24 protein-coding genes are annotated in these 25,089 nt (G+C 70.4%); 5 read left to right on the plus strand and 19 right to left on the minus strand.

The genetic code is table 11. The features are described 5' to 3' along the window. Positions 1–18 precede the first annotated feature (18 nt). From LSF15_RS08225 to LSF15_RS08255, 7 genes are all read right to left on the minus strand, one after another. On the minus strand, positions 19–1,257 hold the full coding sequence (locus LSF15_RS08225) for an acyltransferase family protein (RefSeq protein ID WP_232498045.1): 1,239 nt from the start codon (positions 1,255–1,257) through the stop codon (positions 19–21). Positions 1,258–1,370: 113 nt separating this feature from the next. Beyond that, positions 1,371–2,564, minus strand: coding sequence for an elongation factor Tu (tuf, locus tag LSF15_RS08230; protein WP_232498046.1), 1,194 nt, complete (start codon positions 2,562–2,564; stop codon positions 1,371–1,373). 112 nt (positions 2,565–2,676) lie between these two features. Next, entirely contained in the window at positions 2,677–4,791 is a 2,115-nt protein-coding gene (gene fusA / locus LSF15_RS08235) for an elongation factor G (RefSeq protein ID WP_308188450.1), read from the minus strand. Positions 4,792–4,874: 83 nt separating this feature from the next. Next, on the minus strand, positions 4,875–5,345 hold the full coding sequence (gene rpsG, locus LSF15_RS08240; RefSeq protein ID WP_232498047.1) for a 30S ribosomal protein S7: 471 nt from the start codon (positions 5,343–5,345) through the stop codon (positions 4,875–4,877). Further along, positions 5,345–5,719: a 30S ribosomal protein S12 gene (rpsL, locus tag LSF15_RS08245; protein WP_022889720.1), complete on the minus strand. Its 375-nt coding sequence runs from the start codon at positions 5,717–5,719 to the stop codon at positions 5,345–5,347. The genes rpsG and rpsL overlap by 1 nt, the downstream gene beginning before the upstream one ends. A 314-nt stretch (positions 5,720–6,033) precedes the next feature. Further along, entirely contained in the window at positions 6,034–6,690 is a 657-nt protein-coding gene (locus tag LSF15_RS08250; RefSeq protein WP_232498048.1) for a spermidine/putrescine ABC transporter substrate-binding protein, read from the minus strand. Between the two features lie 93 nt (positions 6,691–6,783). After that, positions 6,784–7,260, minus strand: a complete 477-nt coding sequence (locus LSF15_RS08255; RefSeq protein WP_232498049.1) for a DUF6121 family protein — start codon at positions 7,258–7,260, stop codon at positions 6,784–6,786. 124 nt (positions 7,261–7,384) lie between these two features. Here LSF15_RS08255 and LSF15_RS08260 point away from each other — a divergent pair, with 124 nt between their 5' ends. Together LSF15_RS08260 and LSF15_RS08265 are read left to right on the plus strand one after the other, a co-directional pair. Continuing rightward, positions 7,385–8,011, plus strand: a complete 627-nt coding sequence (locus tag LSF15_RS08260; RefSeq protein WP_232498050.1) for a hypothetical protein — start codon at positions 7,385–7,387, stop codon at positions 8,009–8,011. Positions 8,012–8,014: 3 nt separating this feature from the next. Further along, positions 8,015–8,761: a hypothetical protein gene (locus LSF15_RS08265; protein WP_232498051.1), complete on the plus strand. Its 747-nt coding sequence runs from the start codon at positions 8,015–8,017 to the stop codon at positions 8,759–8,761. 33 nt (positions 8,762–8,794) lie between these two features. Here LSF15_RS08265 and LSF15_RS08270 read toward each other — a convergent pair whose 3' ends face one another. Both LSF15_RS08270 and LSF15_RS08275 read right to left on the minus strand, forming a co-directional pair. Next, the gene (locus LSF15_RS08270) at positions 8,795–9,127 is read right to left on the minus strand and encodes a hypothetical protein (RefSeq protein WP_232498052.1); all 333 of its coding nucleotides are present in this window, start codon (positions 9,125–9,127) and stop codon (positions 8,795–8,797) included. After that, positions 9,124–9,408 (minus strand): hypothetical protein, encoded by a 285-nt coding sequence (locus LSF15_RS08275; protein WP_232498053.1) that lies wholly within the window; start codon positions 9,406–9,408, stop codon positions 9,124–9,126. Before LSF15_RS08275 ends, LSF15_RS08270 begins: the two co-directional genes overlap by 4 nt. 159 nt (positions 9,409–9,567) lie before the next feature. On the opposite strand from LSF15_RS08275, the gene LSF15_RS08280 reads away from it, so the two are divergent. After that, complete coding sequence (locus LSF15_RS08280) at positions 9,568–10,191, plus strand: TNT domain-containing protein (protein ID WP_232498054.1); 624 nt, start codon at positions 9,568–9,570, stop codon at positions 10,189–10,191. A gap of 25 nt (positions 10,192–10,216) precedes the next feature. On the opposite strand, the gene LSF15_RS08285 is transcribed toward LSF15_RS08280, so the two are convergent. The 10 genes from LSF15_RS08285 to LSF15_RS08330 all read right to left on the minus strand — a co-directional run bounded on the left by LSF15_RS08285 (position 10,217) and on the right by LSF15_RS08330 (position 23,642). Next, positions 10,217–10,663, minus strand: a complete 447-nt coding sequence (locus LSF15_RS08285; RefSeq protein ID WP_232498055.1) for a hypothetical protein — start codon at positions 10,661–10,663, stop codon at positions 10,217–10,219. A gap of 7 nt (positions 10,664–10,670) precedes the next feature. After that, entirely contained in the window at positions 10,671–11,051 is a 381-nt protein-coding gene (locus LSF15_RS08290; protein ID WP_232498056.1) for a DUF2185 domain-containing protein, read from the minus strand. Position 11,052: 1 nt separating this feature from the next. Then, positions 11,053–11,598 carry a hypothetical protein gene (locus tag LSF15_RS08295; RefSeq protein WP_232498057.1) on the minus strand — a complete coding sequence of 182 codons (546 nt, stop codon included), beginning with the start codon at positions 11,596–11,598 and terminating at the stop codon, positions 11,053–11,055. A 49-nt stretch (positions 11,599–11,647) separates the two neighbouring features. Next, complete coding sequence (locus LSF15_RS19025; protein ID WP_232498058.1) at positions 11,648–16,048, minus strand: glycohydrolase toxin TNT-related protein; 4,401 nt, start codon at positions 16,046–16,048, stop codon at positions 11,648–11,650. A 27-nt stretch (positions 16,049–16,075) separates the two neighbouring features. Next, complete coding sequence (locus LSF15_RS08305; RefSeq protein WP_231046084.1) at positions 16,076–16,387, minus strand: WXG100 family type VII secretion target; 312 nt, start codon at positions 16,385–16,387, stop codon at positions 16,076–16,078. Beyond that, positions 16,380–17,015 (minus strand): WXG100 family type VII secretion target, encoded by a 636-nt coding sequence (locus LSF15_RS08310; RefSeq protein WP_232498059.1) that lies wholly within the window; start codon positions 17,013–17,015, stop codon positions 16,380–16,382. The genes LSF15_RS08305 and LSF15_RS08310 overlap by 8 nt, the downstream gene beginning before the upstream one ends. 62 nt (positions 17,016–17,077) lie before the next feature. After that, a complete protein-coding gene (locus tag LSF15_RS08315) occupies positions 17,078–17,371 on the minus strand; it encodes a WXG100 family type VII secretion target (RefSeq protein ID WP_056010942.1) in 294 nt (97 codons plus the stop codon). Positions 17,372–17,466: 95 nt separating this feature from the next. Further along, on the minus strand, positions 17,467–18,090 hold the full coding sequence (locus LSF15_RS08320; protein WP_232498060.1) for an FHA domain-containing protein: 624 nt from the start codon (positions 18,088–18,090) through the stop codon (positions 17,467–17,469). A gap of 76 nt (positions 18,091–18,166) precedes the next feature. Next, entirely contained in the window at positions 18,167–22,510 is a 4,344-nt protein-coding gene (locus tag LSF15_RS08325; protein ID WP_232498061.1) for a type VII secretion EssC family protein, read from the minus strand. 22 nt (positions 22,511–22,532) lie between these two features. Further along, a complete protein-coding gene (locus LSF15_RS08330; RefSeq protein ID WP_232498062.1) occupies positions 22,533–23,642 on the minus strand; it encodes an Ig-like domain-containing protein in 1,110 nt (369 codons plus the stop codon). Positions 23,643–23,749: 107 nt separating this feature from the next. Here LSF15_RS08330 and LSF15_RS08335 point away from each other — a divergent pair, with 107 nt between their 5' ends. Further along, positions 23,750–24,301: a hypothetical protein gene (locus LSF15_RS08335; protein WP_232498063.1), complete on the plus strand. Its 552-nt coding sequence runs from the start codon at positions 23,750–23,752 to the stop codon at positions 24,299–24,301. Then, positions 24,298–25,077, plus strand: coding sequence for a hypothetical protein (locus LSF15_RS08340; RefSeq protein WP_232498064.1), 780 nt, complete (start codon positions 24,298–24,300; stop codon positions 25,075–25,077). Before LSF15_RS08335 ends, LSF15_RS08340 begins: the two co-directional genes overlap by 4 nt. Positions 25,078–25,089: the final 12 nt, after the last annotated feature.

The raw sequence follows: 25,089 nt of genomic DNA on the forward strand, positions 1-25,089 counted from the left end.
CGGGCCGGATCGGCCGGCTCAGTCGGGCCGGGGGCGCTCGGCTTCGCGGCTCCCCTGCGGCTCCTCGCACGCGACCATGTTCTCGGCGGCGACGCTCGGCGCGACGAGGCCGGCACCGACGATCACCGCGATGGTGGCCGCGAGCCCGCCGATGAGCACACGCGACCGCATGCGGATGCCGTGCGCGCCGTGGCGGAACGGGTCTTCGATCCACCGCTTCGACAGGCCGGCGACCAGGAGCGAGAAGGCCACGAGCAGCACCATGAGCCACGGCGGACTCGGCACGCCGGTGATGTACGGCGTGAACATGAAGATCGGCCAGTGCCAGAGGTAGAGCGAGTACGACACGTCGCCGACCCATTGCACCGGCCGTAGCCCGGCAAGGCGCGCGGTCGACAGCGGGCCGGCGGGCATGCCCGCCCAGATCACCGCCATCGTGCCGACGACGGGGATGAGCACGACCAGCCCGGGGAACACCTCGGGCGTGCGGAACGACACGATCGGCACGACGATGAGCACGAGCCCGATCCACGAGACTGCGGTGCGCAGGCGGTCGTTGCCCGGCCACGGCCTGCTCGCGACGATCGCGAGGATGCCGCCGACGCCGAATTCCCACGTACGCGACAGCGTCGAGAAGTAGGCGAGATTGTGGTCGTCGGCGGTGAGCACGAGCGAGTGCACGAACGAGGCGACGGTGACCGCGCCGAGCACCGCGAGCACCGTGCCCACCGAGGCTGACCCGCGACGGGTCGCGATCCACAGCCCGACGACGATCAGCAGCGGCCAGAAGAGGTAGAACTGCTCCTCGACCGAGAGCGACCAGAAGTGCTGCACGGGGGTCGACTCGAGGTCGGCGCGCTGCGGGATCTGCGAGTCGATCGCGAGCTGCCAGTTCTCGTAGTAGAGCGTGCTCGCGACGATCTCGCGGAACCAGGTCGCCCACAGACGCTGCGGCACGAAGAGCAGCGTCATCGCCGAGATGACGAGCAACGCGGCGACCGCTGCCGGAAGGATGCGCCGCGCACGTCGCATGTAGAAGTTGCGCAGCGAGATGCTGCCGCGCTGCTCGGCTTCGCGCATCAGCAGACCGGTGATGAGGAAGCCCGAGACGACGAAGAAGACGTCGACGCCCATGTAGCCTGCGGGGGCGACGGCCGGCCATCCGTGATGGAAGAGGACCGCGCCGACGGCCACGGCCCGAAGTGCCTGGATTTCGGGTCGTGCGGTGGATCTGGCGGGTGGCGGTGGTGCGGCCATCCGTACCAGCGTAAACGCGACGACCCCTCAGGAAGAATCGCTCGCGCGTTTATTGCAGCGAAAGGGGGCCGGGCCGTAGGCCCGACCCCCTCACAGGTCGCGTATCGCGAAGACTACTTGATGATCTTCGTGACGGTACCGGCGCCGACGGTGCGGCCACCCTCGCGGATGGCGAAGCCGAGGCCCTCCTCCATGGCGATCGGCTGGATGAGCTCGACCGTCATGTCGGTGGTGTCGCCGGGCATGACCATCTCGGTGCCCTCGGGCAGCGTGATGACGCCGGTGACGTCGGTGGTGCGGAAGTAGAACTGCGGGCGGTAGTTCGCGTAGAACGGGTTGTGACGGCCACCCTCGTCCTTCGAGAGGATGTAGGCAGTGCCCTCGAAGTTGGTGTGGGGGGTCACCGAGCCGGGGGCCACGACGACCTGGCCGCGCTCGACGTCTTCACGCTTGGTACCACGGAGCAGGAGACCGCAGTTCTCGCCGGCCCATGCCTCGTCGAGCTGCTTGTGGAACATCTCGATACCCGTGACCGTGGTCTTCTGCGTCGGGCGGATGCCGACGATCTCGACCTCGGAGTTGATCTTCAGCGTGCCACGCTCGGCGCGGCCCGTGACGACCGTGCCACGGCCGGTGATGGTGAAGACGTCCTCGATGGGCATGAGGAACGGCTTGTCCTTGTCGCGCACCGGGTCGGGGATCGAGTTGTCGACCGCCTCCATGAGCTCGAGAACGGAGTTGACCCACTTCTCGTCACCCTCGAGCGCCTTGAGGCCCGAGACCTGGATGACGGGAGCGTTGTCGCCGTCGAAGCCCTGGCTCGAGAGCAGCTCGCGGACCTCGAGCTCGACGAGCTCGAGGATCTCCTCGTCGTCGACCATGTCGCTCTTGTTCAGCGCGACGAGCAGGTACGGCACGCCGACCTGCTTGGCGAGAAGGACGTGCTCACGCGTCTGGGCCATCGGGCCGTCGGTCGCCGCGACCACGAGGATCGCGCCGTCCATCTGGGCAGCACCGGTGATCATGTTCTTGATGTAGTCGGCGTGACCCGGGGCGTCGACGTGCGCGTAGTGGCGCTTCGGCGTCTCGTACTCGACGTGCGAGATGTTGATCGTGATGCCGCGCTGACGCTCTTCAGGAGCGGAGTCGATCGACGCGAAGTCGCGCTGCACGTTGGTGGCCGACGGGTACTTGTCGGCGAGCACCTTCGAGATCGCTGCGGTGAGCGTGGTCTTGCCGTGGTCGACGTGACCGATCGTTCCGATGTTGACGTGCGGCTTGGTCCGCTCGAACTTGGCCTTAGCCACTGTGGGTCCTCCTCAGGACTCGTGTAGACACCCCGGGCGCTGGATTGCGACCGGTGTGCTACGGGGGTTGTGTTGATATGTTACGCGACCCGGGTGGGTCGTGCGGGCAGGGCTATTCGCCCTTGTTCTTCTGGACGATCTCGTCGGCCACAGCCTTCGGGACCTCCGCGTAGCTCTCGAACTCCATCGAGTACACGGCGCGGCCCGAGGTCTTCGACCGCAGGTCGCCGATGTAACCGAACATCTCCGAGAGCGGGACGTGCGCACGCACGACCTTCACACCGGCGGCGTCCTCCATGGACTGGATCTGACCGCGGCGCGAGTTCAGGTCGCCGATGACGTCGCCCATGTACTCCTCGGGAGTACGGACCTCGACGCTCATCAGCGGTTCGAGCAGAACGGGGTTCGCCTTGCGAGCGGCTTCCTTGAAGCCCATCGACCCGGCGATCTTGAACGCCATCTCCGAGGAGTCGACGTCGTGGGCGGCGCCGTCGAGCAGGATGCCCTTGACACCGACCATGGGGTAGCCCGCGAGGATGCCGTACTGCATGGCGTCCTGGAAGCCGGCGTCGACCGAGGGGATGTACTCGCGCGGAACGCGGCCACCCGAGACCTTGTTCTCGAACTCGTACGTCTTCTCGGCCGTGACGTCGAGGGGCTCGAGCGCGAACTGGATCTTCGCGAACTGGCCCGAACCACCCGTCTGCTTCTTGTGGGTGTAGTCGTGCTTCTCGACCGCGCGCTTGATCGTCTCGCGGTACGCGACCTGCGGCTTGCCCACGTTGGCCTCGACCTTGAACTCCCGCTTCATGCGGTCGACGAGGATGTCGAGGTGCAGCTCGCCCATTCCCTTGATCACGGTCTGGCCGGTTTCGGGGTTGAGCTCGGTGCGGAAGGTCGGGTCTTCTTCGGCGAGCTTCTGGATGGCCGTGCCGAGCTTCTCCTGGTCGGCCTTCGTCTTCGGCTCGATCGCGACCTCGATGACCGGGGCCGGGAACGTCATCGACTCGAGCACGACCTGCTGGTCGGGGTCGCACAGGGTGTCACCGGTGGTGGTGTCCTTCAGGCCGATGACCGCGTAGATGTTGCCCGCGGTGACCGAGTCGACGGGGTTCTCCTTGTTGGCGTGCATCTGGAAGATCTTGCCGATGCGCTCCTTCTTGCCCTTGGTCGAGTTGATGACCTGGGCGCCCGAGTCGAGGTGACCCGAGTACACGCGCACGTAGGTGAGGCGACCGAAGAAGGGGTGCACGGCGACCTTGAACGCGAGGGCCGCGAAGGGGTCGTTCGCGTCGGGGTGACGCTCGATGACCTCGTCTTCGTTGCGGGGGTTGCGGCCCTCGATGGCGGGGACGTCGAGCGGCGACGGGAGGAAGTCGACCACCGCGTCGAGCATCGGCTGCACGCCGCGGTTCTTGAAGGCCGAGCCGCAGAGCACCGGGTAGATCTCGGAGTTGACGACCATCTTGCGGATGGCGCCCTTGATCTCGGCGACCGTGAGCTCTTCGCCGCCGAAGTACTTCTCGAGGAGTGCGTCGTCGGACTCGGCGACGGTCTCGAGCAGCGTGTGGCGGTACTCGTCCGCCTTCTCCTTGAGATCGGCGGGGATCTCCTGCACCTCGTACTTGGCACCCATCGTCACGTCGCCCTTGGCGTCGCCGGGCCACACCAGGGCCCGCATCTCGATGAGGTCGACGACGCCGATGAAGTCGTTCTCGGCGCCGATCGGCAGCTGCAGCACGAGCGGCTTCGCGCCGAGGCGCGAGACGATCGTGTCGACGGTGAAGTAGAAGTCGGCACCGAGCTTGTCCATCTTGTTGACGAAGCAGATGCGCGGCACGTCGTACTTGTCAGCCTGGCGCCAGACGGTCTCGGACTGGGGCTCGACACCCTCTTTGCCGTCGAAGACGGCGACCGCGCCGTCGAGCACGCGGAGCGAGCGCTCGACCTCGACCGTGAAGTCGACGTGGCCGGGGGTGTCGATGATGTTGATCTGGTTCTTGTCCCAGAAGCAGGTCACGGCGGCAGACGTGATCGTGATGCCGCGCTCCTTCTCCTGTTCCATCCAGTCGGTCGTCGAGGCACCGTCGTGCGTCTCGCCGAGCTTGTGGTTGACGCCCGTGTAGAACAGGATGCGCTCGGTGGTGGTGGTCTTGCCGGCATCGATGTGCGCCATGATGCCGATGTTGCGGACCTTGCTCAGGTCGGTGAGCACGTCTTGTGCCACGGGGGTTCCTCCGGAGGATTCAGGCAGGGGAAGGGAGTGCGAGCGGATGCCCCGACGCGGGGCCGGGACATCCGCTCAGCCCATTACCAGCGGTAGTGGGCGAAGGCGCGGTTCGACTCGGCCATCTTGTGCGTGTCTTCGCGGCGCTTGACCGCGGCACCGAGGCCGTTCGAGGCGTCGAGGATCTCGTTGGTGAGACGCTCGGTCATGGTCTTCTCGCGACGAGCCTTGGCGTAGCTGGTGAGCCAGCGGAGGGCCAGGGTGTTGGCGCGGTGGGGCTTGACCTCGACGGGGACCTGGTAGGTCGAGCCGCCGACGCGGCGCGAGCGCACCTCGAGGGTGGGGCGCACGTTGTCGAGCGCCTTCTTGAGGGTGGCGACCGCGTCTTGACCCGACTTGGTGGCGACGTTCTCGAGCGCGTCGTAGACGATGCGCTGCGCGAGGTCCTTCTTGCCATCGATGAGGATCTTGTTGACGAGCTGGCTGACGACCGGCGAACCGTAGACCGGGTCGGCGACGACGGGGCGCTTCGGAGCGGGACCCTTGCGAGGCATTACTTCTTCTCCATCTTCGCGCCGTAGCGGCTACGAGCCTGCTTGCGGTTCTTCACGGCCTGCGTGTCGAGCGCGCCGCGGATGATCTTGTAGCGCACGCCGGGGAGGTCCTTCACACGACCGCCGCGCACGAGCACCATCGAGTGCTCCTGCAGGTTGTGGCCCTCACCGGGGATGTAGGCGGTGACCTCGGTGCCGTTCGAGAGCTTCACACGAGCGACCTTGCGGAGCGCGGAGTTCGGCTTCTTCGGGGTGGTGGTGTACACACGCGTGCACACGCCGCGCTGCTGGGGGTTGGCCTTCAGGGCGGGAGCCTTGGTCTTGGTGACCTTCGGCGAGCGACCCTTGCGGACCAACTGCTGAATGGTTGGCACTGCTTCTCCTTGTTGTGCTGCACGGTGACAGCGTTGATGGAATTCACATCACGACCCACCGGCCCTGCAGAACTGCAGGGCCTTCAACTGGTGGGTATGCCGTGGGGGCGACCCGTCGGGTGCCCGTGGAGTGTGCGACCGATGTCTGCTCGCCCCCTGCCCCGTCGTCCACGATCGAATGTCACAGCATCGAATGTCGCAGCCGACCGGCGGGCAGGAATCAAGCGCGCGTCAACGCGCACACCCGATCAATGGTAATGCCGCGTAACCTTGCGGTCAAATGACGGTCGGATGTCCCGTGCGGGGCCGGTGCGTCACCCGAGCCAGCCCGGGGAGTCGACTTCGCGATCGAGGTCGGCGAGGAGGTCTTCGATCTGGGGCTCGACGAACTCCGCGACCGCCACGCCGATGCGCTCGCGGTGGTGGGTCAGTTCGCTGCAGATGCGGCGGCCGAGCTGCTTCGCGAAGTCGTCGGCGAGGCGGACCTCTTCGCGCAGCGCCTCCTTCTCGTCCATGGTGAACGGCCTCGGCGCGGGCTCGGCTGCCTCGGCTGCCTCGGCGGCCGCATCGGCCTCGAGGCCGGTGAGGGTGAAGAGGAAGGGCTGGTCGGGCTGGGGCTCGGGGTCGAGCTCGAGTCCCAGGAACTCGGGGTCGAGCCCCTCGCCCGCCCGGTACGGCCTGCGTGCCTTGCGCTCCTCGGCGAGACGGATCTCGCGGTGCAGCATGGGCAGGTTGCGCGCGGTGTAGTCGTCGACGGCGAGGTCGATGATGCCCTTCATGCGCATCGAGAACGCATGCTGCACGGGGTGCGGCACGTCGACCTCGAGACCCGCGGCGACGAGGATCGGCGAGCCGAAGCACCGCTGGCAGAGCCGCACGCGGGCGCGGTGCGTGCCGGGCCGCCACCGCGGCAGCCAGGCGAGCCAGCGGTCGACCTCGTGGCTCACGCGCGCCTCGACGGAACCCTCCACGGAGTTCACGATACTGCGACGGATGTCCTGCAGTGATGACCGGGTGAACGGGTGGCGCGTCGTGCGAGCCCCCTCGGGGGTTCGGCACCGTCGTCATTCATCCTCATCGCGTTCCCACGGCCACCGAGGGCGCTGTGCTCCGCCCTGCTCGCCCCGCGAGACGAGCACCGCGAACGAGGTGACGAGGGCCGCGAGCGCCGGGATGAGCAGCCCGAACCAGCCGACCGCGAAGCCGAGGCCGAAGAGCACGCTCGCGAGCGCCGTGCCGGTCGCGAGCGAGAAGCCGACGATCGCGACGATGAGGGCGGCGAGCCACGTCCAGAGCACCGCGAGCAGCACGGGCCCGGCCATGCGCTGCGGTCGGCGCAGCGCCCGACCGAGATGCAGGAGCAGCGCGGCGACGGCGGCCGCGACGATCGCCGGCCCGACGAGCAGCCCGGCATCACGGCTGGCGATGACCTCGGCGTCGGTGAAGAGGCTGACGAAGCCGTAGGCGCACACGACGAGCGCGAGGTACGCCGCCGCCGAGAACGCGGCCACGACCCACGCCGATCGACGCAGCTGGTCCATGGGTTCGAGCCTACGCATCCATGTGCCGCGGGCCTCGTCGCGGACGCCGGGCGTCCGACGTCGCGAGCGCCCGTGCGTGGGATCGGTAGGGTCGATGCGACGCTCCGAATCCGAAAGGCCGACCGTGAAGCCGACCGACGCCACCCTCAGCGCGATGCCCGACCAGTTCCGCCGCACCCGCTCGACGACCCGCACCGCAGTGTTCGCGACGGTCGCCGCCGCCGCGCTCATCGGCCTCGTGCTCGCCGTCGTCAACTTCGATGCGATCGTCGTCGACTCCTCCGACATGAGCGGGCGGCGCGCCGGAATGAGCGGCCTCGTCGCCCCGGGCACGGTGGCGCTCTCGGCATTCTTCGCATTCCTGTTCGGATGGCTCGCCGTCGGCGGTTCGCACACGTGGCGGCTGCTCCCCTCGGGTGCGCCGCTCTCGCGTCGCGTCTTCCGCATCGACTGCGACGCCGAGACGGCCGGGCGGTGGCACGCCGCGTTCGCGAGCGGCGACCCCGCCCAGTACCTGCCGATCGGCAGCCACAAGCAGGGTGAGACGTTCGTCGGCGTCTACGTCTCGACCGACGAGCAGGTCGCCTTCGTCACCGTGGCGCACGGCACCGGGGAGTCGACGCGCACGTGGCCCCTCATCACATTGCGCGACCGTGCCTACGTGCAGCTGAAGAACCTCGCCGCCGGAGACTTCGGCAGGCCCCCGAAACAGCGAGTCGCCGGTTCGATCGACCCCTTCCTGCGGGGCTGACCGGTGCAGGTCGTTCCCACGGGCGAGCCCGCCCGGTACGAGGTGCCGCTCGACCTCGCGAAGGTGCACACCGCCGGCAGATGGAACTCCGGCTTCATCGTCGTCGGCGTGCTGCTGTGCATCGCGTCGCTCGCCGGCCTCTGGGCGATGCTCGCCACGGACTTCGGGTCGTGGTTCACCATCACGCTCGTCGCCGTCTTCTCGGCGGCCTCGGTCGGCCTCGTGGTGACGAGCGTGCTGCGCCGGCGCATGCTCCTGCTGCTCGTGGGCGACTCGAGCGCGGCGTGCACCATCACCGAGCGCGGCCTGACCCTCGCCGGTGCACCCGAGGTCGAGTGGAACGAACTCGTCTTCGTCGCGGTGCTCAACGATCGCCCCCGAACGAACCGCCTGCGCTCGGTGCCGGTCTACGGCTGGTTCGGCCGGCTCGCCCTCAAGGCCGGCAACGGCACGGTGCTCTGCGAACTCGCGGTCCGCGACGGCGAATCGCTGCGGCGACGTTGCGCCTCCCCCGCCGCGGCCAAGCGCATCACGCTGTACGGCCGGTGGCCCGACGGTTCCCGTCGCGGGGTGCTGCCGCTGCTGCTCGACGCGGTGCTCTCAGAGCAGTCGACCCAAGATGTCGTGCGAGCCCTGTTCGCGGCCGCGAGCGCACACGACATCCCCGCGATCCTGCACGAGTCGTCGCTCGACAGCCTCAGGTGGAAGGCGCCGCAGCTCGACCCGAAGTGGCCGGCCGAGACGCGTTGACCCTGAGGGCCCGCCGCGGCACCGGTTCTGAGCTCACCAGCCCGGAACCCCCTGGCAGGCCTCGCCGAGGGGGTTGAAGCCGATGTTCGGGTCCGTGAAGAGCGCCCACGCACCGGCGGCGTCGCCGGCTCGTGCTGCGGCTTCCATGCGGTGCAGCGTCGCGACCGCGACGGGATGCCAGTCGAGGTAGGCGGTCTCGGCGATGCCCGCGGTGCCGGCGGCGAGCACGGCACGCACCGACTCGATGCGCTCGGCGAGCTGCGGCACCGCCGACGGCTTCATGGTTGCGAGGATGCCGGTCTCGACGAGATCGAGTACGGGCTGACGCAGCTCTTCACAGCGCGAGGCGAGGGCATCGCTCGTCATTCGGACTGCCCGGTCGTGCCGTCGATCACGAACTTCTCGGGCGGCGTGCGCACTCCGTCGAGGAACGCACCGAGGCCGGCCTCGAAGTTCACGGCAGAACCCACGAAGAGCACCGACTCGTCGGGAGCGACGTAGATCTTGCCGCCACCGCGGATCGCGTGCACGACGCACACGCCCGCCTCGTCGGCGAGCTCGACGACGTTCAGCCGAGTATCGGGGGTGAGCTTCGCGAAGTACGCGGTTCCGACCTCGGTGAGTCGTTGGATGTCGATCGCGGCCATCGGATGGCACCCCTTTCGAGAGTCACGGTACCCGCGGAATCCTATCGGGTCGCCCGGAGCCGGGCTCCGGGGAGCACTCCCCATATGCCCCTTCGGCATGGGGAGGGCTGCCCATGCCCGCGCCGGTCGTGGAGACCGCGAACGGATACGCTGGACGGCATGTTCGACGAACTCCGGCAGCAACTCGATGCGCGCGGCATCCTTCGAGCCGCGGTGGTCCTCCCCGGCGACGACGTGCGACCGGTCGAGGGTGCGCTCGAGATCCGCGCGCTCGACGGCGGCTTCGAGCTCGCGACGCTCGACTACGGGCGTGCGGTGCCGCTCGCCCGAGACGACAGCGAGGCCGGCATCGGTCGACTGCTGCTCGAGTACCTCGATCGGCCGTTGCCCGCCGCGAGCACGATGCCCGTTGCGGCGTTCGAGCAACTGGCCGCGGCGTCCGCCGGACACTACGCCGAGCTTCGCGATCGTCTCGCCGGCGGGAGCCTGCTCATCACGCTGCCCCCGCAGCTCGCGCTCGACCGCATCGGCGCGCTCGACGGTGTGCTGCTGTTCCCGGCCGGCACCTCGGTCGAAGCGCGCGCGCTGCCGCCCACCGCCCTCGCCGAGGGTGCAGAACTCCACCGTTTCGTGACGGCGGGCGATGTGCTCGTGCGCGCCGACGTCGTGCCGCCGTGGTTCGGCCAGCCCGGTGGTGCACTGCGGTTCGCCCTCGCCGAAGATTTCCGCGGCGTCCGCGACCTCGTGGTCGCGGGCGCGCTCGAACGGGTCGTCGCGAGCTAGCCCCTCAGCCCAGCGCACCGCCGCGTCACGATGGCCACGTTTCGGCTGCGATGAATGCCGCGAAACCGGTGATCGTTCGTCGGGCGCCGATGCGGTTCGGGAGCTGGACCGAATGCGAGGCTCCGGACTCGGTCCACGACAGTGTCAGCCCGGCCGTCTCGTGCTCGCCGACCGAGAAGCCCGACGGCACGGGCGGCGTCACTCCGGACGCTGCCGCGGTGAGACCGTGCGCGCCGTCCCAGATGAGGAACCGCAGGTAACTCGCGGCGACGCCGATCGAATCCCCGCTCGCGAGCAGCCGCGATTCGGAACCGCGATCCCGCTTCTCGACCACGAAGCGACCCTCTCGCGGCGAGATCGTGAACAGCACCTCCATGTCGCCGACCGCGACCAGGGCGCCGGGCTCATCGAAGCGCTGCATCCGTGCCTCGGTGGCCGCGGCCTCGAGTGCTGCGATCTCGTCGACGGACATCGAATGCTCAGTCTTCGCTGCTCGCCCGGTGCTGCGGGGGCACGTAGAAGGCGCTCCTCGGAACTTCGCGCCCCGACGCCGTGTCGAAGATCTGAATTCCTTCGCCCTCGTCGACGAGCTGCAGGTCGGATCCGACGGGGAAGTCGTAGATGCCGATGAGGGCCGGCTCGATCGCGCAGAGCTCATTGAAGTCGGTGATCACCCAATTGTCGGCATCGGAGAGGTACTCGCTCGAATCGAGATCGCTCATGATGCGCCAGCCGTTGTCGGCCGCGCGCTGCGACGGCTTCCGAAGCATCCAGCGCACCCGGCCGGCACCGGACAGCACGTTCTTCGTCGCCAGGCTCGCACCCGCGCCGGGGATGAACTCGGGGTAGGAACGGGACACGTCACGCCTCCTGGGGAATCTCGACACCGCGGTCGCGCAGGTACTGCTCCATACGAGCGCGGAGCGCGCCTCGCCTCGTGCTCTTCACTGCCATCGTGTACGCCGACCTGTCGTACGCGCCGACCCTCAGCAGATCGAGCGCCTCGGAACTGAAGAGCACGTCGTAGAAGGGCGCGAGCGCCTCGTCGGTGTAGCGGAACTGCGACATGAGCACCTGCAGCGGGGTGCCGAACTTCTTCGCGACCGCGTTGACGTCGGCGCCGGCGCCGATCAGACGTTCGACCACGGGCGCTTCGCGCACCGGATCCAACTCGGCGTTGCCGAGGAGCGCATGCAGCGCGTTCACCCCGTCGGCCGCGGTCACCCGCGCATCGGCACCGTCGTCGAGCAGCAGGGTCGCGATGCCCGCACGAGCGTCGGGATTCACGTTGGTGAGCGCGGCGAGGAGGACGCTGCGGCCGTTCACCTCGGCGTTCGCGAGGTTCGACTCGTAGATCTCGAGGAATCCGTCGAGCGTTCGTCGTTGCGCTTCGAACACGATGTCCATCGTCACCTTCCCCGACCCGCCAACCCTATCAACGGCGCCGACCACGCCATCACTCGTCGACATGCGAGCGATTGCGTCCGGGGTGCTCCACTCGGTAGTGGAGCGGCTCGCGGTACCACCCGAGGAATTTCTCAAGGTCGAACTCGTCGTCGGGGTCCATGTAGCGGTTGAAGAAGTCCTCGTACTTGTTGCCCGGACGGTGACCCATGTCCCAGGCGTTCGGCCCTTCATGCCGGGGCTGGTCGGCCGTCCATCGGATCTCGACCTCCTCGCCCTCGCGGTCGAACACGGTCACGACACCCGTGTCGTCGGCCTCCGCGGCCCAGACCGCCTCGACCTGGCCCTCCGCGTAGGAGGGGCGGCTGTTCGCGTACGGCAGCCGACGACCGCGGCTGTCGTACCCGAACGAATCCGGTTCGCCGACCGGCGGCAGTCCTTCGCTTTCACCGTTCCCGCGATTCTCCGCCACCCAGTCACCGGACTCGTCGTCCCACCTCATGACCCATCCGCGGCGGCCGTCGGCCTGCTCGATCACGAGGGGCTCGCCGGTGCGGTGGTCGAGCCGTACCCCGTTCGCATCGGCCGGTGCGCCCTCGAAGACGCGGGTCACATCCTCGGGCGTATACGGCTTCGGCGCTTCACCGGGGCCCGCCGTGGTCGCGGCGCCGGAGCGCACCGCCGGCGTGGTGCCGGCACGACTCGCCGAATCCGGTGCGAGCACTCGGTCGGCCAGCAGGTCGCGCACCGGGGCCGGGCTGCCGTCGGGGTTGAGGATGCGCACCTGCAGGCCGCCGCCGTCGCGGCCGAATGCGGGCGCGATCTCGGAGACCTCGATGCGGGCGCCTGACGGCAGCCGATCGATGCGGTAAGTGAAGTGGTCGTCGCGAAGGTTGCTCGGCGGCAGCGAGCGCTGTTCGAACGGCGTGCCCGGGAACGAGAGGAAGTCCCCGTTGGGCCCGCCCATGCGGTCGAGCATGTCGCCGTAGTTCGCGATGAACGAATCGACGTCGTGGAACTCCACGAACGATCCCGAGTTCGCACCGTGGTTGCCCGGGTAGATCGGCCGGCCGTTCGGCGTGGTGTAGCGCGACTCCCACTCCTGGCGGCTGAACGGTTCACCGTCGGGACCGCGCCCGTACGGGGCATCCGGATCGGTGATCAGGTGCGCGATCTCAGGACGCACCGTGCCGGGGTGGGCGTACGCGTCGGCAAGGCCGCCGCTCTCGCCCGGGGCGCGGACGTCGCCGTAGGAGGGATCGACCGGGCTCGACGCGACGTGGTCGGGAACGCGCTGCCATCCCGGTCCGTGGTCGGCGCCCGACAGCACCGGGTCGCCCATCTCCTCGTTCCACGGCGTCGCGTCGGGGTTGGACGCCCGGTCGCCTCCGACGCCGGCCGGTGAGGGCGCCGTCGCAGCGCCGGCATGCGGCGCACCCGGTGCGGCCGGTACCGTCGGGGCGGCCGGGGTCGGCGTGCTCGCGCTGCCCGGCGCGCCGGTCGTCGCGTCGGCAGCGGCGGGCGGCGCTGCGGGTGCGACGTGCTCGGGCGGGATCGACGCGTCCCAGCCGGTTGCATCGGGCTCGTTCGGCGGCCACGGGCTCATCGTGCCGGGCTGGGCATCGACGACCCACACGTTCGTGCCGTCGAAGTAGGCGTTGATCCAGTGTCCGTCGCCGTGCGAACGGTCGACGCCCACCACGCAGTGCGAGCCGGGGCCGAGCGCCCTCAGCGACGCCTCGATCTGACCTGGCGTCATCGGCGTCTGCGGGTTGCCGGTGCGCGTCTCCATCTGGGCGATGTCGAGCGTTCCCGTCGACGCCTCGGCGGTCGGCGACCCGTTGAAGAAGTCGTTCATGTTCGACGAGGTGTTGCCGCAGTTCGTGGCATAGCCGTTCGACGGATCACTCGGGTCGTAGTCGGGGTTGATCTCGTTGAGCGCCGCCAGGATCTCCTGCGGGGAGCGCTCGGTGCGGTTGTTCGCCGACGTGTCGGGGTCGTCCTCGGGCCCGTCGTCGCCGTCGGCCTGCGCTGCGGCGTCATTGGGCGTGCCGGCGTCGGGGATGCCGGCATCACCGGTCGTGTTCGCGTCGACCGTAGCGTTCGCATCAGCCGTAGCGTGCGCATCAGCCGAAGCGTGCGCGTCGGCGGGCGCGCTCGGCGACGTCGGCCCGTGCAGGGAGGCGGGTGCGTTCGGCGTCGACGGCTTCGGGCCGAGCGCACCGGGCTTCGAGAGCAGAGCTGCGCCTCCGGCAGCGGCGGCCGCGCCGCTCGCCGCGGCGACCTCGTCGGCCTCGGGACCGTCGACGGGGCTCGAGGCGTCGCCGGCGTCGGCCGACGAAACGGCATCGGGTGCGTGGGCCTCGGTGCCGTTCGCGGGGTCGAGGCCGTCGACCGGCAGCTCGACGTCGGTATCAGGCACGGTCGCGTCTGCTGCGGGCACGGTCGCGTCGGCTGCGGTTGCCACTGCGACGGGCGAGTCGGAGTCCGAACCGTTCGACGGGTCGGCGACGGGCGCCTCGGGCGCGGTCGGCGCGTCAGGTGCGGATGCCTCGGGGCTCGCAGCGCCGGGAGTGCCCGCGTCGGTCGTGGTCGGGGCGTCAGGAGCGCTCGCATCGGGCGTGCTCGGCGCATCGGGCGTGCTCGGCACGTCGGTGGTGCTCGCATCGGGCGTGACCGGCACGTCGGTGGTGCTCGGCACGTCGGTGGTGCTCGCATCGGGCGCACTCGGTGCGGGGGCGTCCGCATCCGGCGAACTCGGCGCATCGGGCGTGGTCGGCAGATCGGGCGTCCCCGAGTCGGGCGTGCTCGGCAGGTCGGGCGAGCTGGGTGCGTCGGCCGAGGGCAGGTCGATACCGGGCCCGTCGCCGCCCGCCGTCGTGCCGGCGTCGCCGGAACCGGGTGTCGGGGCATCCGACGGGACGTCGACCGACGAGCCGCCGCCGGCCTGCGTGGTCGCGCCGCCGGTACCGGGGGTCGGGGCGTCGTTCGAGACATCGACCGGATTGGCGCCGCTGCCCTGGTTCGACGAACCGGGGCCGGTGCCGCCGGCCGGGATTCCGCTGAGATCGGGAGCGTCGACGTTCGCGCCGTTCCCGTTGCCGCTCGGCCCGGTGGGCACGGTGGGTGCGCCGGCGTTGCCGCCGGGTCGACCCGCGAGGGCGCCGCCGAGGAGCGCGCCGGCGGCCATCGAGCTCAGCGGGCTGAACGGCGTGCCGTTCAACCCCGCTTCGGCCGCGCCGCTGACGAGCCCGTCGACTGCTCCGCCGCCCGTCTCGACGCCGATGTGCGTGAGCCGCTGCATCCCGCCGGGGTTCAGATTCGAGGTGAGCCGACCGCCGACGCGTGAAGCGCCGCCGCCCGCGCCGCCGCCGGCTGCCGCCGACAGCGCGGCGTTGAGCACGTTCTGCGGCTGGTAGTTCGGGTCGAGCGCGCCGCGCACCTGGTTGAACGACACTGTCGTGATCGCGCTCGCGAGCCCCGCAGACAGCGTCTCGCGGATGACCATCGCACCCGCGCGGATCGCGAGCCGCGCCATGCGCAGCGCCGCCATGACGAGCACGCGCAGCTTCTTGCAGAGTGCGGCGATCTTCAGCGCCCAGCGCATCACGGTGGTGGCGATCTTCAGTGCCATCGCCGCCGCGCCGGCACCGAACGTGACGGCGCCGAGCAGTGCGCCCAGGCCGATCTCGATCGCGATCTCGACGGCCATCTGGGCGATGAACCAGCCGATCTCCTCCCATGCCTGGTTGACCGAGTCGATCATGCTGCGGGCGAAGCCGCCCATCGACGAGGCCGACTCCGAGACCTTGCCGAGGGTGGTCGAGAGCGAACGCTGGCACGAGAGCATGCTCTGCTGCTGCGGCAGCGTCATCGCCGACACGTTCGTGAACCCGGCGTCGACCTGCCCCTGAATGCGGGTGATGTCGCCCGAGAGGGCGTTCCACGCCGACTCGGCGCTGCCGAGCTTGCCGGTGTCGGCGTCGGGAAGCATGACGCCGATCTTCGCCAGCGCGTCTTGGAGGAACTCGCCGAACTCGCCGAGCGGGGTCTCCGGCCCCTTGCCGAGCGCGGTCGGCACGCTCGCCGAGGGCTCGCTGATGGTCGCCGTCGCCTCGGGGTAGCTCGACGACGAGGCCGGCTTGAATGCGCCGACCAGCTGAGCGCCGTCGTAGGCGCGGGCGGAGTTGCCGAGGGCGGCGTCGACGACCTTCAACGAGTTCGCGATGCCGAGCGCACCCTTGAGCACGTCGACGGCGTACTGGTCGTAGCCGGGCTCGCCGTCCTGACCCTGCGCGAACACCTGGGCCGACTCCTCGTCGCCGGCCATGCCGCCGGTCGAGCCGAGCGCGGACTCGCAGGCGCGCACCGCCTGGCTGAGCGAGTTGGCGATGCCGTACAGGCTGTCGCCGTCGGTCACCAGACGTGCGGGATCAAGCTGAACCGAAGCCACCGAGGTTCCTTCCTTCGTCGAAGCCGTCTAGCCGTTCAACGCCGCGGCGAGCTTCGACCACGCTTCGTCCAACGATTCGATCGTCTCGGTGTACGCCGTGTGCGCACCCGAGACCTGGTCTTGCAGCCCTTCGGCCGCGAGCGTCATCGCCTCGGCGCCGAGCTGCCATTTCTCGAACATGCCGAGGAAGTTCGCCATGGCGGGACCCTGCCATTCGGCGGGAAGCATGTAGGCGAAGCCGGCGGCGCCCTGCTTCAGCGCCGTGCAGTAGCTCACGAGCTCGCCGAGCGTGTCGGCGAGCGCCTTGAGCTCGGCTGTGTCGGCCTGCTGTTCAGCCATCGTTCGGCTCGCTTTCGATGAGGGCGGCGGATGTCACGACGGGGGCGTCCCCGCGGAACTGGTCGCCGTCGGGGCCGTCGGGAATGAGGAACACGCCCTCGCCGATCGAGTCGTCGTCGCCGTCGCCGTCGGTGTCGGTGTCGGCCGGGCCGGACTTCGTGCCCTGCCCGGCACCCGGGCGACCGATCGCGCCGCCGCCGAACTGCTCGACCTCGTCGTCGCCGGCGTAGTCGCGGCCGAAGAACTCGGCCATGTCTTCGGCGCGGTCCTCGCCCCGGGAGACCCGTGCGCCGAGCGTGCCCTGCGACGACCTCAGCGCGGCCACGGAAGGTGCGCGCCCCGTGAACGAGCGCTGCACGCCGCTCTCGTTCTGGGTGTACGAACCGTCGGCGGCGATGAGGCCCGCCTGCAGCGCCGCGAGCGACTGGCGCACGAATCCGGCGGTCGTCATGAACGTCGCCCAGCCCTCGGAGAAGCTGTCGGCGTCTTCGCCCTTCCAGCTCACGTCGACCGTGCGCTTGACCGCGCCGTCGACCGTCGACAGGTTCGTGTCGAACGTCGAGATCACGGTGCCGAGCAGCGCGGCGACCTCGCTGAGCGCCGCGGCGCGTACCCTGAATGCGACCATCTCACCCCTCCGAGAACGATCGGCCGGCGCGACTCACGCGCCGACCGAACCCGTCTGAACCGTCAGCCGTTGAACGTGCCGGCGATCGCGTTCTCGCTGTCCTCGTACGACAGCGCGGCCTGGTTGAGCAGGTCGCTGATGCCCTGAAGGGACTCCTTCAGCTGCAGGCCCGCCTGGTCCCACTGCGAGTAGAGCTCGTTGAAGCTCTGCGAGGCGGTGCCCGACCAGTCGCCCGAGATGAGGCCCTCGACGAGCGACTTCAGGTTCGACAGCTGCGACTCGATCGACTGCGAGCCGCTCGAGAGCTGCCCGGCGACGCCGGCGAGGGAGTCTGAAGTGACGCGGATCTCCGCCATGGTTTCCTCCGTGGATCAACGAGAATCTTGGGTGTGCTCAGTACGCTACCAACGGGGCACGCACGTTCGAATGGGGAGCCCTCCCCATTCCCTCGTCAGGCGGCGCGGATGGCGAAGCTGATGTCGCCGACCCAGACCGTGTCGCCGGGCACGACCGCGACGCGCCTTCCGGCGCTCTCGAGCTGCGCCACGGCGCCGTTGCGCTCGACGCCCGAGCCGTTGCTCGAACCGGCGTCGCCGACCGTGATGACCCCGTCGGCGAGGTCGAGGAACAGGTGCACGCGCGACACCGACCGGGTGTCGTCGGCGACCTCGATGGCCTGCACGCCCATCGCGAGCGCGGTGTCGGCGGGCTTGCGGCCGATGACGGCGCTGCCGCCGACGATCACGCGCTGGCCCGTCGAGAACGCGAGCTCGATGCGCTCGACCGGCTGCGCGGCGGCCTGCGGTTCAGGGCGGGTCGCCGAGGGCGCCTCGGATGCCGCTGCGGGGCGCTGCTGCCACGGGAGCGTGCCCGGCAGGGGCACCGGCTCGATGCGCGACGAGGGTTGCGCCGGCGACGGCGCTGGGGCCGCGGCGGCCGGGGTCGCGGGGCGCGCGAACTGCGCCGGCACCGGGGGACGCGCCGGTTCCTGGGGAATGAGCTGGCCGCACTCGAGGCAGTACATGCTGTTCGGCTGCAGGGTTGCGTCGCAGTAGGCGCAGCGCGCAGAAGCCACGGATGTCGTCCCTTCGTCGAGGTGCGCGGGCGGCACGCACAACGGCACCAAGTCTACGACGGGACATCCGCCGCGGTCATTGACGGATGTCGGGTACCCGCACCGGCAGCCACCCGGCCGCCGTGGTGAAGACACCGGCCCCCGCCGACGCGCGACCGAGCATGAACTTCGGGATCGGCGAGCCGACGACCTGGGTGCCGTTGATGGCGCTCTCGGGCCGCAGCACGAGGGCGCGGCGCGACTTCTTCGCCTCGACGATCGGGCCTCCGAAGAGGGTCGACACCGACTCGGTGTCGACCGACACGATGAACGTCGCGCGATGCTTGACGCCCGTGAGGGCGTGCTCGATCGGCGCGTTCTTGTACTGCTCGGCATCGTCGACGACGACCGTGACGCGCTCGCCCAGCCCGTCGAGCACCTCGTCGAGATGCGCCGGCGACGTGTCGCCCGCGGCGATGACGGGGATCGAGTGGCCGGCTGCGACATCCGTCAGGATCGACTGGCGCGACGAGACGACGAGGATCGGCTCCTTGCGCCACGCGAGCTGGTGCACGACCGCGGCGAGCGCCGACGACCTGCCCGACTTCCGGCTGCCGGTGACGACGAAGCCGCCTTCGGCGGGCCAGTCGAGCGTGAAGCGCGAGAGCTGGTCGCCGCCCACTGCGACGACCGGCCCCTCGGCGGGGCCCGACTCGCCGAGGGGAAGCTCGTACGATGCGGTGAGCGCGAGATAGGTCGGCAGCGGGTCGACGCGGAACGGCCGCGGCAGCGCACCGAGCTGCGGGAATCGGTCGAAGTGGTCGCGCACCCGTTCGACGGTGCGTCGCAGCGCGGTGGTCTGCGCCTCGCCGCGAGTGTCGCGCACGAGCACCGCGAGCTGGGCCTCGTTGCCGGCGGAGCCGTAGAGCACGCGCCCCGGCGGCAGGTCGAGCGGAATGTCCTTCGCGAGGATCCCCGCCGTGCGGTAGTCGCTGATGTCGCGCATCGGAAGCACGTACTGCTCGTCGATGAACGAGGTGATCTTGTCGCCCGAGATGCCCCGGTCGCCCGTGATGAGCACGCGCACGCCGACCGCCGGGCCTTCGCGCAGCACCCGCATGAACTGGTCGCGGAACGTGATGAGCTGGTCGGCGTTCATCGTCGAGAGCATGCGCTCCCAACCGTCCATGGCGACGATCGTGTACGGCAGCGCGTCGGCCGGGGCCGACTGCGCGCGCTGCTCGCTGATGTGGCCGACACCCGACGCCGAGAGGATCGCCTGCCGCCGGCCGAGCTCCTCGAGCAGGCGCTGGATGAGCCGTGGCAGGCGGTCGGCGTCGAGCTGGGTCACGACCGCGCCGCAGTGCGGGGCATCGACGAACGGCAGCAGCGCACCGTTGCCGAAGTCGATCACGTAGAGGTGCAGGTCGGCCGGAGAGAACTGCTGCACGACCTGTGCGAGCGAGGTGCGCAGTGCGGTCGTGCGCCCCGACATGGAGCCGCCGAGGAAGAGCAGGTGCGAGCCTTCGGCGACGTCCCAGGTGAGGCTGCGCTGGGATTGCTCGCCCGGCACGTCCTCGAGGCCGAGCACGATCGAGGTCTGCGCGATCTGCTGGTCCTCGAACCGCTCGAGCGGCAGCACCGCCGGAAGCGGCAGCAGCCAGGGCGACGGGTTCTTGGCGATGCCGAGCTGCTGCGTCGCCGCGGTGATGAGGTTCACGAGGGCGCGCAGGTCGGTGTCGTCGTGGTCGGTGTTGGCGGCGTGCGTCGCGGCGGCGGCCGGGTACTTCGCCGGGAAGCCGAGCGACGGCCACTCGAGCTGCGCCTTGCGCGGCAGCTGCTTGACCGAGCGCGCCACTCCAGGCCGGATGCCTGCGACACGTGCGGTCTGGAACCCCTGCGGGGCGGCCGACGGGCCGAGGCGCACGTAGCCGCGGCCGGGCGTCGAGGCACTGATGAGCGCAGCTTCGCCGGATCCGAGCACGTCGGCGGAATCGGCTCGGTCGGTGACGCGCAGTGCCACCCTGAGGTTGATGTTCGACTGCATCTCGGGCGTGACGACACCGGAGGGGCGCTGGGTCGCGAGCACGAGGTTGACGCCGAGCGAGCGGCCGACGCGTGCGATGCGAACGAGTCCATCGATGAACTCGGGCAGCTCGGTGCGCAGCTCGGCGAACTCGTCGATGACGATCATGAGTCGGGCCAGTCCCCGCCTCGCGGCGGTCTCTGCGTCCTTCGCCCACGCCCCGTCGACGTCCTTCGCGTTCATGTCGCGCAGCACGCGCTCGCGTCGCTTCAGCTCGGCGTCGAGCGAGGCGAGCGCTCGCTCGGTCTCGCGGGCATCGAGGTTCGTCACCATGCCGACGGTGTGCGGCAGTCGCTCGCAGTCGGCGAACGCCGACCCGCCCTTGTAGTCGACGAGCACGAAGTTCAGCGCGTCGGGGCGATTCGCCATCGCGAGGCTGACGACGAGCGCCTGCAGGAACTCGGACTTGCCGGAGCCGGTCGTGCCGGCGACGAGCGCGTGCGGACCGTCGCGCGAGATGTCGAGCGCGAACTCGCCGTCGGCGTTGGCGCCGACGACCACGAACGTGTTGCGCGGCTGGGTCTGCCAGCGTTTCACGAGGTGCGACGGGTCGTCGAGGTCGATCTTCAGCAGGTCGACCATGCGCACGCTCGTCGGCAGCATCGCGTCGTCGCCGACGCCGCTGACGTGGCGGATCGAGCAGAGGCTGCGGGCGACCTGCTCGGCGCGCACGAGCGAGAGCCCGTCGACGAGCACCGTCGGGAAGTACTCGGAGCCCGTCTCGAACCGGGCGAGCGCCGCGTCGGCGCCGTCGATGACGACGACGCTCTTCGCCTCTTCGGGCAGTCTCGCCCGCTCGGTGTCGAGCGCGATCACGTGGATGTGGTTCGCCGTGCCGTGCTCGAGGATCGGCACCATGCCCGGCAGCATGCGCAGGTCGCGCGCGCCGTCGACGACGATGACGAGGTCGCCGGGCGCCTCGGCGCCGCGCTGGCCGGCCACGCGCATGCGCAGTTCGAGTGCGACGGCGGCCTCGCGCAGGCGTTCGCGGCGCGAGTCGTCGGTGTTGCCGAACATCGCCGGTACGCGGCCCGCGGGCTGTGCGTGCGGCAGCCACTGCGCCCACGCCCACGCCTCGGCGTCGGCGTCGTCGCAGAGGATCATGATCTCGGCGTCGCGCGGCGAGCGCAGCGTCGCGAACGACGTCAGCATCGAGCGGGCGACGCTGCGAGCCGCATCGGCGGGTCCGGCGATGCCGACGACGCCTTTGCGCAGGTCGGCGGCGACCGGCACCGGCGTGACGCCGACGCGAGGCGTGACCGTGCGGTCCTTGCCGCCGCCCTCGAAGCGCACGTCGAGCGCGACCTCGGTGACGCCCACGCGCAGCAGCAGTGCGTCTTCATCGCCCCGGCGGCGCTCCCAGAGCCGTGCCGACGGCGCCGTCGCGATGTCGGCGACGACGACCGGGTCGGGCAGCCGATACCACGCCGCGATGCGCTGGATGCGGGCGAGCTCGGCGATGCGGCGCCCGGCGGCCTTGACGTCGTCGATCCACTGGCCCTCGGTCTGCAGCCCCTTGCGCTTGGCCATGCGCCGGTTCGCCATGAACGACCCGATCACCATGATCGGGCTCGCCGCCGCCATGAGCAGCATGATCGCGCGGCCGAAGACGATCGCCATCGTCACGCCGAGCACGACGGGGATGATCGCCGACAGCCACGGCATGGGCGACTGGTCGGGGTCGGCGGGCTTGTCGCCGGGCAGTTGCACGACGGGCTGCTCCTGTGCCGGGCGGATGCGCGAGGGCCGGTTGAATCCCCGGGCGCCGAGCGCGTCGCGGGTGAGGTCGGCGTCGGGCATCGGGGCGACGCCGATGCGCAGCATGCTGTTGCCGAGCTGCAGGAGGTCGGCCGGCACGACGTCGACGGGCGCCTCGACCGCTTCACCGTTCACCCAGATCGGGAGCCCGGCGGCCGCCGGCGTGACGGTCGCGGTGAGCGGTGCGATGCGCCCGTTCTCATTGACGGCGGCCGAGCTCACGGCGAGCGTCGCGTGCACGGGCGAGAGCGACGGGTCGGCGATGGCGATCGTCGCGTTCGACGCCGATCCGATGGCGAGGCTGGCGCCGCGCGTGATCGGCACCGACTCCCCCGCGAACGGCCCGCCGACGATCTCGAGCCGCAGGGTGCCCGGCGCGACCCGGTCGGTGCGCTGCCGATCGGCCGGCAGGTGCGCGCCCGACAGCACGTCGGACTCGCCGAGGAGCGCATCGCCGGGTGCCGTCGGGTCGAGCAGTGTCGAGGGCACGCCGAGCGACTCGGCGGCCTCGCCGATCGTCGTCGCCTCGTCGACCTCGAGCAGCCACGAGCCACTGGCGCTCTTGGCCGGATCGTCGACCGTGATGCGTACCGTCATGCGTTGCGTCCTCCTTCAGCGCTCAGCGCGCGCCGACCCGATCGAGTGTGCCGATGAGCGGAGCGAAGACGCCGCCGCGGGATGTCTGTTCGCGTTCGACGGGCAGGCGCGGCACGATCCGCGTCGCGACGCCGTCGCCACCTCGGGAACGGTGCGCCGGCACCGGTCCGGCCTGCGGCAGGTCGGATGCCTCGCCGACGACGGTGACCGAACCGCTCGCCTGCTCGCCGTCGGCCGAGACGACGCGGAAGCTGAACTGGTCGACCGCGATATCGCTCGACGAGGTGTAGCGAGCCGTGCCGTCGGCTGCGCAGGTCACGCTGCCGTGGATCGCCGCTCCGCACCCGGCGAGCTGCACCTCGGCCCCGCCCGAGGCGAAGGCGAGCGTCGCGAGGTCGATCGTGGCCGAGCCGTCGGCGTCGCGGCGCGTGAAGATGCTCTGCGCGATGAGCGGATCGGGTCCGGGCCGGTAGATCGGCACGACGTATTTCGCGTCGGCCGACCGGGTGCCGAAGTCGTCGGCGAAGCGGGCCACGAGTTCGGCATCGCCGCGGAAGTCACGCGCAGGACGGAACACGAGGTGGGTCGGCGTCGCTGCGAGCGACCCCGCTTCGGCGGGGTGGACGGCGACCGCGGAGAGCGTGCCGCCCTCGGCGCAGACGACGCACTCGACTCCGAGGTCGCTGATCGGCACGAGCAGCACCGATCCGGCCGCGACGGGCCCTGGCGCGCGTCGCGACGTGAGCGTCGGCGCCTCGGGAGCGGCGAGCGTCACCCGGTACTCGAACGTCATCGACGTGCGGCCGTTGGTCATCGGCACCGGCACGGTGACCGGCCCCGCCTCGGCGTCGTAGCGGGTCGCCGCGAGCGTGACGCGGCCCTCGTCGCACGCGGTGACGAGATCGGATGCCGCTGCCGGCGCCGCGCAGTCGGTGATGCGCCAGCCCTGGGCGGGCTCGATCGTCGCGGTGCCGAGGTAGGGCACGGCGAGCGAGGTGGGCGAGGAGGTCGGCGGGGCCGTGGCATCATCGGCGCTCGCCGACGCCGGGACGGCGAAGGGGATCAACGACAGCGCGAGCGCGCCTGCGGTGGTCGTCACGGCACGAACGACCGAGCCGATCACCCCCGCCATCGTGCTCCCGTCGTCCGTCTCGGGCGTCCGAGCACCCGATATAGCATGGTACGCGGTCGCCAGCGGCCGATCCGCCCCGCCATCTGCGCGGTCGACGAAGGGGAGCGATGTCCGACGATCTGCGGCCTCCGGCCGCCGCGCGCGCCGTGGTCGGCACCGCCCCCGGGCAACCTCGACTCGACACCGCAGGCGTCGTGCGACCGCTCGGCACCACCGGGTCGGTGCTGCCCGAGTTCGCCGAGGCACCGCAGGCCGAACGCAAGTGGTGGCGTCACCCCGCGTTCATCGTCTCCATCGGGCTGACCGTGCTCGCCCTGCTCGGCCTCGCGGCGTGGCTCGTCGTCGCCGCGCTCACCGACGACTCGGTGCGGGTCACCGGCCTCGAGATCTCCGACGACGGCGGCAACGTGCACCTGGCGTGGAGCGACGCCCACGGCGATGTCGCCCTCTACGCGGTGCACGCAGATGGCGAGGTCGTCGACCTCACCCAATGGGTGCACGGCGACGAGGCATGGATCCCCGCCGCGACCGCCCTGTACGAGAGCGACACGTGCTTCGTCGTGCGCCCCGCGTCGACGAGCGACGACGTGTCACTCGACGCCGCGACGCTCGGTTCCCAGCGAGGCCAGAGCACCTGCGTCGCCGACCTCGACGCGTGACCGGTCGAACCGTGGCCCGCACTCGACGATTGTTCGCGGTCGCCTCCGGCATCGCCGGCGCACTGCTGCTCACCGCGTGCGCGGGCGCGTCGACGCAGGTCATCGCGACCCCCTCCGTCGGCGCCGGGCCGGCCGACGGCCAGATCGCGGGCAACGGGCTCTGGTTGCTCGGCGGCATCGCGGCGGCCGACGAGATCGTCGACGCCGTGCACGCTGCGGGCACCGTGCGCTATTCGGGCGCCTTCACCGAACTGACCGCGGGCACCCCCGACACCGAACCGGCGCCCGGCCGAGTGCTGACCGTCGAATTCGAGGGCGGCCGGGCCGGGTCATCCGCCGTCGTGACCGCCGGTGACCAGCGCGCGCAGATCGTCATGGTCGATGGCCGCACCTACACGACCGGCAACGCCGCCTATGCGGCCGCGACCGCGCTCGGCGACGCCGCACTCGGCTGGGTGTGCTCGATCGGCACGACGAGTGCACGAGACGAGTGGGCGCCCCTGCTCGAGCCGGGCGCGCTCATCGAGTCGTTGCTCGGCACGGGCGAGTCGGTCGCGGTCGAGACCCCGGCCGATGGCGGCGCGGTCGTCGACGTGATCGTCGGCTCGGCCGACGCGCCCGTCGGCATCCTGACCGTCGCGCGAGAGGGCGCACCGCTGCCCATCGCGTTCGCCGCCGGCGACACCAGCGGCGACGGCACGTTCAGCTTCTCGGCATGGGGCGAACCCGTCGAGGTCAGTGCACCTGCCGACCCGGTCGTCGCCTGCGGCGACTGAGGCCCGGCACCT

The organism is Agromyces humatus, from assembly GCF_021228295.1.
Lineage (GTDB): Bacteria > Actinomycetota > Actinomycetes > Actinomycetales > Microbacteriaceae > Agromyces > Agromyces humatus.

Coding starts and splice junctions, on each gene's coding strand:
- LSF15_RS08285 (WP_232498055.1), bottom strand. CDS start 10,663: ATGTCCGTCGACGAGATCGCAGCACTCGAGGCCGCGGCCACCGAGGCA.
- LSF15_RS08325 (WP_232498061.1), bottom strand. CDS start 22,510: ATGACGGTACGCATCACGGTCGACGATCCGGCCAAGAGCGCCAGTGGC.
- LSF15_RS08270 (WP_232498052.1), bottom strand. CDS start 9,127: ATGACGAGCGATGCCCTCGCCTCGCGCTGTGAAGAGCTGCGTCAGCCC.
- rpsG (WP_232498047.1), bottom strand. CDS start 5,345: ATGCCTCGCAAGGGTCCCGCTCCGAAGCGCCCCGTCGTCGCCGACCCG.
- LSF15_RS08295 (WP_232498057.1), bottom strand. CDS start 11,598: ATGGACATCGTGTTCGAAGCGCAACGACGAACGCTCGACGGATTCCTC.
- LSF15_RS08310 (WP_232498059.1), bottom strand. CDS start 17,015: ATGGTCGCATTCAGGGTACGCGCCGCGGCGCTCAGCGAGGTCGCCGCG.
- LSF15_RS08315 (WP_056010942.1), bottom strand. CDS start 17,371: ATGGCGGAGATCCGCGTCACTTCAGACTCCCTCGCCGGCGTCGCCGGG.
- LSF15_RS08275 (WP_232498053.1), bottom strand. CDS start 9,408: ATGGCCGCGATCGACATCCAACGACTCACCGAGGTCGGAACCGCGTAC.
- LSF15_RS08335 (WP_232498063.1), top strand. CDS start 23,750: ATGTCCGACGATCTGCGGCCTCCGGCCGCCGCGCGCGCCGTGGTCGGC.
- LSF15_RS08305 (WP_231046084.1), bottom strand. CDS start 16,387: ATGGCTGAACAGCAGGCCGACACAGCCGAGCTCAAGGCGCTCGCCGAC.
- LSF15_RS08330 (WP_232498062.1), bottom strand. CDS start 23,642: ATGGCGGGGGTGATCGGCTCGGTCGTTCGTGCCGTGACGACCACCGCA.
- LSF15_RS08280 (WP_232498054.1), top strand. CDS start 9,568: ATGTTCGACGAACTCCGGCAGCAACTCGATGCGCGCGGCATCCTTCGA.
- LSF15_RS08255 (WP_232498049.1), bottom strand. CDS start 7,260: ATGGACCAGCTGCGTCGATCGGCGTGGGTCGTGGCCGCGTTCTCGGCG.
- LSF15_RS08225 (WP_232498045.1), bottom strand. CDS start 1,257: ATGGCCGCACCACCGCCACCCGCCAGATCCACCGCACGACCCGAAATC.